Origin of the sequence: Dankookia rubra (assembly GCF_004355005.1) — a bacterium.
In the GTDB taxonomy this organism is placed as follows: domain Bacteria; phylum Pseudomonadota; class Alphaproteobacteria; order Acetobacterales; family Acetobacteraceae; genus Paracraurococcus; species Paracraurococcus ruber_A.
The window spans coordinates 1-5,455 of record NZ_SMSJ01000177.1; the positions used below are offsets into that span (position 1 = coordinate 1).

The 5,455-nt window shown below is 64.9% G+C and carries 6 protein-coding genes; 3 read left to right on the plus strand and 3 right to left on the minus strand.

The features are described from left to right. The first annotated feature begins 629 nt into the window (after nucleotides 1–629). From E2C06_RS38220 to E2C06_RS35150, 3 genes are all read left to right on the plus strand, one after another. Complete coding sequence (locus E2C06_RS38220; RefSeq protein ID WP_165982886.1) at nucleotides 630–776, plus strand: hypothetical protein; 147 nt, start codon at nucleotides 630–632, stop codon at nucleotides 774–776. An 88-nt stretch (nucleotides 777–864) separates the two neighbouring features. Further along, the gene (locus tag E2C06_RS35145) at nucleotides 865–1,524 is read left to right on the plus strand and encodes a hypothetical protein (protein ID WP_133293189.1); all 660 of its coding nucleotides are present in this window, start codon (nucleotides 865–867) and stop codon (nucleotides 1,522–1,524) included. 843 nt (nucleotides 1,525–2,367) lie between these two features. After that, nucleotides 2,368–3,096, plus strand: coding sequence for a DNA-methyltransferase (locus E2C06_RS35150; protein ID WP_165982887.1), 729 nt, complete (start codon nucleotides 2,368–2,370; stop codon nucleotides 3,094–3,096). On the opposite strand, the gene E2C06_RS35155 is transcribed toward E2C06_RS35150, so the two are convergent. The 3 genes from E2C06_RS35155 to E2C06_RS39025 form a co-directional block, all read right to left on the minus strand. Further along, nucleotides 3,093–3,521: a hypothetical protein gene (locus E2C06_RS35155; RefSeq protein WP_133293191.1), complete on the minus strand. Its 429-nt coding sequence runs from the start codon at nucleotides 3,519–3,521 to the stop codon at nucleotides 3,093–3,095. The two genes, E2C06_RS35150 and E2C06_RS35155, sit on opposite strands and share 4 nt — an antisense overlap. Before the next feature lie 515 nt (nucleotides 3,522–4,036). Further along, nucleotides 4,037–5,113 carry an AAA family ATPase gene (locus E2C06_RS35160; protein ID WP_133293192.1) on the minus strand — a complete coding sequence of 359 codons (1,077 nt, stop codon included), beginning with the start codon at nucleotides 5,111–5,113 and terminating at the stop codon, nucleotides 4,037–4,039. After that, nucleotides 5,113–5,455 (minus strand): hypothetical protein (locus tag E2C06_RS39025; protein ID WP_206664838.1); only part of this gene is annotated, 343 nt, incomplete at its 5' end. The genes E2C06_RS39025 and E2C06_RS35160, both read right to left, overlap by 1 nt.

A 5,455-nucleotide genomic window follows, 5' to 3' on the forward strand; every position in this document is an offset into this window, starting at 1 on the left:
CCATCCGAAACCAACCGCAACCCAGTAGCGGTCACCAAGCTCAAGCGGTGGCTACCGGCTGCCCCAATTTTACTCCGCCGGGCGCTCCAATATTCCTCCGCCGTTGACACGTCGCCACGGGATGGCGGTTGGAACCTCGGCCGAGCAGCCGCCGGAACGCCTACCGACAGGGCAAGCGGACCGCGACGGTCGTCCTTGAGCCAGAGCTTCACGACCGGCTGGTCAGGTTGGCCAAAAGCAGCGGGAAGACGATCCAGATGCATTTGGTGGAACGTGCCGAAATGGTGGCGGCGACCTACACGGCTTGATCGACGGCCGCACGGCGTCGGTAGTGTGACCGATGCGCGACTTTCGGGAGGAGTGGCGCGGTGAGGGGGGCTGATCATAGCCTCCATCTGAGCCGCTAAAGTATGGGCTGGCCACACCGTGGTAAACTAATCTTGCGTCGCGTTTTCAGGGGCTTGCGAATTGAACCTCTGTGCATCACTGAACCGTCGCCTGCAATGCGCGCGTCGGCCGAGCGTAAGATATGGGGAGCCCATAATTACGTTGTGCCTTTAGTTGTTACGGCTTTGTACTCTATGCGCTGATGCCCTACCTGCGCTGCTGCTAACCAACAGGAGCAGCAAATGCGGCTACGCATTCTCAAGTTTTTCAGCACCGCACAGATCGTGTTCAGGCCCTTGATGCCGCGTAGCTGGCAGGAGGCGTTCTACGCAGTTCGGACGCTCAACGAGATCGTCCTGATGGTCTGCTTGCTGAGTGCCAACACCTGAACGGCGGCCATAAGTATTAATTGCCTGCTGTCGCTCTGTCCGTGGGCGATCATCGACCCGCTCGATCGCTCCGCAGTGCATGCAGGCGATGATAGAACTCGGCTTCACGCCCGAGCAGGTGCGTGAGGCCATTATAGCGGAATCCGTCTATCAGGCGGTGTGCCAGTCGGCCCCGCGCGATCCCGTCAACACCGAGCCGGTTGTCGCCATCGTCCCTGATCTGGCCTGCGCCGAGTTCATCGCCGAGCGGTTGTCGGCCACCTGCCGCGCGACCATATCGAGCAGGCGAGGTGATTCGGGTTCAAGTCGGCAAAATTCCTCGAAGGACAACGCTACCTCGATTTTCTACCTGCCCTGCCGCCGTGCCGGGCACGAGGCAGACCACTGGATCGAGCACCACGACGGCGAGCCGATGGATGTCGTCGAATGGCTTGGACGGGACATGTCGCGCGTCATCCCCGACGATCAGATCATCCGCCCGCCCATGCCGAAGGCCAGCGAGACGAACACCATCGACCGCCTGCTCTCCGCCTCGGGCCGCGACGCCACCATCGACCGCTACCTCGCCCTGCCGAGTGGCACGCAGGACTACGGGCTCAATCGACTGGCTTGGTCACTTGCGGGAATGGGCATCGGCATGGACGAGATCAAGGATGTGCTCGACGACTGCGCTCGCCAGTCGAACTCGCCGCAGGAGAGGACTGCGCAGATAGGTCGCATCATGAAGCACCTCGCGCGTCGTCGGTGATCTCCATGACGGTCAAGCATGCAGGCGCAATGCGCCCGCATGCTGCGCCGGTTGCCTTCGCGGCGTCTGGCCGCTGTCGCGTCCACGCCGCTCGGCAACACGTCGCTGCGCTCGTTCAAGCCCCCTAAGAGGGGGTCCTTGTCCGGAAATTACCTTATAGACTTCTTTAGGTATTAAACGGACACGCACCCCGCTGCCTCTCTCTCCGTGCTCAACCTACGGGCGCCGAATCGCATCCCGGATAGGTGCCAAAATACCCATCCCACCGACACCGAGATGTTCCCGGCCGAGACCCTGATGCGGAGGCTGATCGCACGCGGGCAACCTGCCGCGGGTGATCTCATCGAGGTATAGCTCCCCGAAGGTCGCGGCGAATGTCGGAAGCTCGTCCGGTAGCGATCCAGGGTGGAGAGCTTGAGGGTGGACATGTACTCGGCCGAGAACCGCTCAAGCGCCTCGTGGTAGGTTCGACGCGGCCGCCCGCCGCGGTCGAGACGACGGTGCTCCTCCAACAGCCGGGCGAGCATCTACTGCGACAGCCTTTGACGATGTGTGGGCCGAGCGGCGGACCTCGGTGCCTCGCCACCGAAACCGCACCCCACCGATATCCGCAACGACCTCCTGCAAGAATCTGGGTCGCTGCCCAGTTTCAGCCGCCAGATCGACGACGCTGCCCGGCAATGGGCGGATTGACGAAAACCTCCTCGACGAGCCCCGCATAGGCGTCTCAGATGGGCTCTCAGGGTCACCCTGGGGGTCAGAGCGGACACTACGCACGAGACCATCACCGGCCATGCGCTCGACCGGCTGCGCAAAATGCCGTCGAACTCGTTCGATTGCTGCGTGACTTCGCCGCCATATTGGTTTGGGCGCGACAATGGCCATCCCCGGCAGATCGGCCTTGAGTTCTGGCCGGGCGACTACATCGCCGACCTAGTGTCGGTGTTCAGCGAAGTCCGCCGGGTGTTGAACCGGCGGGGAACGCTGTGGATCAACATAGGCGACTGCTTCTGCACGCGGAAGATGGTGAAGCCTAGTCGCCGTCGTGCCGACGAGGGACGGCGCTGGGCTGATGCGTCGGCGCTCGGCCTCACCATGCTGCCGTCACGATTGGCCCCCTATGGGATCAAGGAAGGCGATCTCCTCCTCTCATGGGAACTCGCCGCTGCCCTGCGGACCGAGGGCTGGTACTTTCGAAGCCACGTCACCCGGGTGAAAACCCGCGCGACACCCGACCCGGCCGATCGGCCGCGCCGCATCTCCGAGCCGGTGCTGATGCTGACCACCAGCCAGCGCGGCTACCACTACACCCCGCAGCCCGGCTGCGAGACCGACGTGTGGACCCTCCCACCCGCCAAAGGGCACGCCCAGCACAGCAGCATGATGCCGCTCGAACTCGCCCGGCACTGCCTGCTGATCGGCTCGCCGCCGGGCGGTCGGGTGCTCGATCCCTTCGGTGGCCTGGGGACCACCTGCGGGGCGGCGAAGGCCGCCGGGCGGTCGGCCCGCTGCATCGAGATCAACCCCGCCTATGCAAAGGAGGCCCGGCGGCTGATGGCCGAGCCCGACTAGGCGGCCAGCCGCTCGGCGATGCTCGACGGCAGGCCCGCGTCGTGCGGCAACAGGCAGAATTCCCGCACCTCGGCGGCCGTCATGTCGAGCATCATTAGGTCGAAAATGCGGCGTCCGGCGATGTCGAACACCGCGCTGTGGCTGGTGCCGAACTCCTGCCCGTAGAAGCCCGTCCACTGGGTCTCGGGCTGCCACGCCTGGGCGAGCAGCAGGGCGGCCGAGACGAGGCTGTGGCAGCAGCCGGAGGGTATGCACCACCTCGCCGACAGGCGGGCCACCCGGTGCTGGTCCTCGATCCGCTCGACCAGCCGCCGCAACTCCCCTCGGGCACGGGGCGACAAGTCGCCGTCGTGCATCAGCGTCAGGGCGGCATCGTAGACGCAGCCCTCCTCCTCATCCTCGTGGATGGCTGCGTCGAGGTCCATCTGCGGGCCGTCCCCGGCCGACAGCAGGTATTAGGGCGACTGCGTGAAGGGGTCAAAGCGGGACCTGCGCTGCTGGCGGGCCAGATGCCGCATTGTCGAGACCCACGCCGTCCGGGCCGGTCCGGGCGCGTCGAGGAGGGGTAGGAGGTCGGTCTGCCAGACGGCCTCGATCGGGGCGAGGGTCCAGCCATCGCGCCCGGCGGCGCGGAGATCGTCAGGGTTTAGTCAAGCCACGCTGTAATGTATTCTCAACCTCTGCTTGAAAATGTATACGCATTTGCGCGGAAAATGGCCAGCGGTTCCGGTTACCAGGGTTACCAGGGTTACCAGGGTTACCGCGGTTCCCTTGATGTTGTAACCGGAATGGTATATTTGAAATAAATCTACCTCACATGAGAGGCATGTTTCAACCGTACCGTTGCAGTTACGGCATCAAAGGGACCGAGGTAACCGGGGTAACCCTGGTAACCGGGGTAACCGGCCGGGAACCAATAGGTCACCGGCCGGTCCGCTGATTACATTTTGCGGATGTAGTAGCGCCCGCTCTCCACGTAGACCGGGGAGGGCTCCTTCTGGCTCATGAGCCAGATCGCCTTCTTGACCCGCCCAACCGGCATGTCGGTCACTATGGCCACCTCAGCGGGTGACATGCCATCAGTGACCCGCAGGGTCGCCAGGATGGCCTCATTGGTCTGGTTTTGCCGGACCTCGCTGGCCAATCCGAGGTAGGTCCAGCGGCCGTCGTTGAACTCCAACGCCAAAGCATCGGTATTCACGTCCCGCCCCATGAAGTGCAGGGTGGCGTCGTTCTCGCCCCGCTCGCGCTGGCCGACCCAGATGGCGTCGGGGATGCCCAGCACGCCCATCGTCCCCTGGATGGACTCGAAGGGGTCGTCCTTACGGCCCTTCGTCGTGTGGGTGATGAGCAGGATGCACACCCCCCAGCGCAGGGCGAGATCGCGGAAGGTCTTATGAAACTGGCTGTCGGCCTCGTACCAGTTGGCCGAGCCCAGGATGGCAGGCGGCCTGATCGACTGGCCGGTGTCGATGATGACGGTGGTGCTCCGCTCACCCGTGGGATCGACGTGACTGGCGATCCACCACTCCAACCACTCCAACCCACCATCGTCGAGGCGCGGCCACTCGATGCAGTAGTGGCAATCCTCGCCAGCGCCGATGGCGTCGCCGAGGAGCTTGAGCGTCCGATCGCGCAGCCGGGTCAGGCTGTCCTCAAGTGAGAGGTAGAGGACGCGCCCCTGCTGAACCTCCCGTCCGAGGAACAGCCAGCCGGGCACCGTCGCCGCGAGCACGAGGTCTAGCATCAGCCAGCTTTTGCCGAACTTCGGCGTCGCCCCGAACACCGTGTACCCGACCGGCAGCAGCCCCGGTACGGTGTAGCGCTGTGGCGGCAGGTCCATCTCTAAGAGGCGCTTGCGGGTCAGAACGTTCGGAGCCGCCCCGGCGGGGGGCTTCGGCGGGATACCACGCGGCGGCGCGGTGATGTGCGGGTCCGCAACCCAGGGCTGGTCGGGCACTTCCCAGGGGGCGGGCTTACGCCCCGGCGGATCACGGTCGAAGGGATGGCCGTCCATCACGCCGCCCTCCAACGCCGCGCCCAGGCGGGCTTCTGCGCATCCTCGACCCACTGGGCGAGCAGCCGGGCCGCCCGGCTGGGCGTGACGCCCGCCCGCAGGGCCACCAAGGCGCGCAGGGTCTCCCCCGCCTCGCGCCGGATCACCCGGCGGCCGAACTGGTAGCGCAGCCGCCAGTAGGCGGTGTGGCGATCCACCAGCAGGAGTGCTTCGTCGGCGACCGAGCAGTAGGTGTCAACGGCGGAGGAATATTGGAGCGCCCGGCGGAGTAAAATTGGGGCAGCCGGTAGCCACCGCTTGAGCTTGGTGACCGCTACTGGGTTGCGGTTGGTTTCGGATGGG

Bases quoted from the DNA above. Each gene is read 5' to 3' on its own strand.
- E2C06_RS35145 (WP_133293189.1), top strand. From the start codon at position 865: ATGATAGAACTCGGCTTCACGCCCGAGCAGGTGCGTGAGGCCATTATA.
- E2C06_RS38220 (WP_165982886.1), top strand. From the start codon at position 630: ATGCGGCTACGCATTCTCAAGTTTTTCAGCACCGCACAGATCGTGTTC.
- E2C06_RS35155 (WP_133293191.1), bottom strand. From the start codon at position 3,521: ATGGACCTCGACGCAGCCATCCACGAGGATGAGGAGGAGGGCTGCGTC.
- E2C06_RS35160 (WP_133293192.1), bottom strand. From the start codon at position 5,113: ATGGACGGCCATCCCTTCGACCGTGATCCGCCGGGGCGTAAGCCCGCC.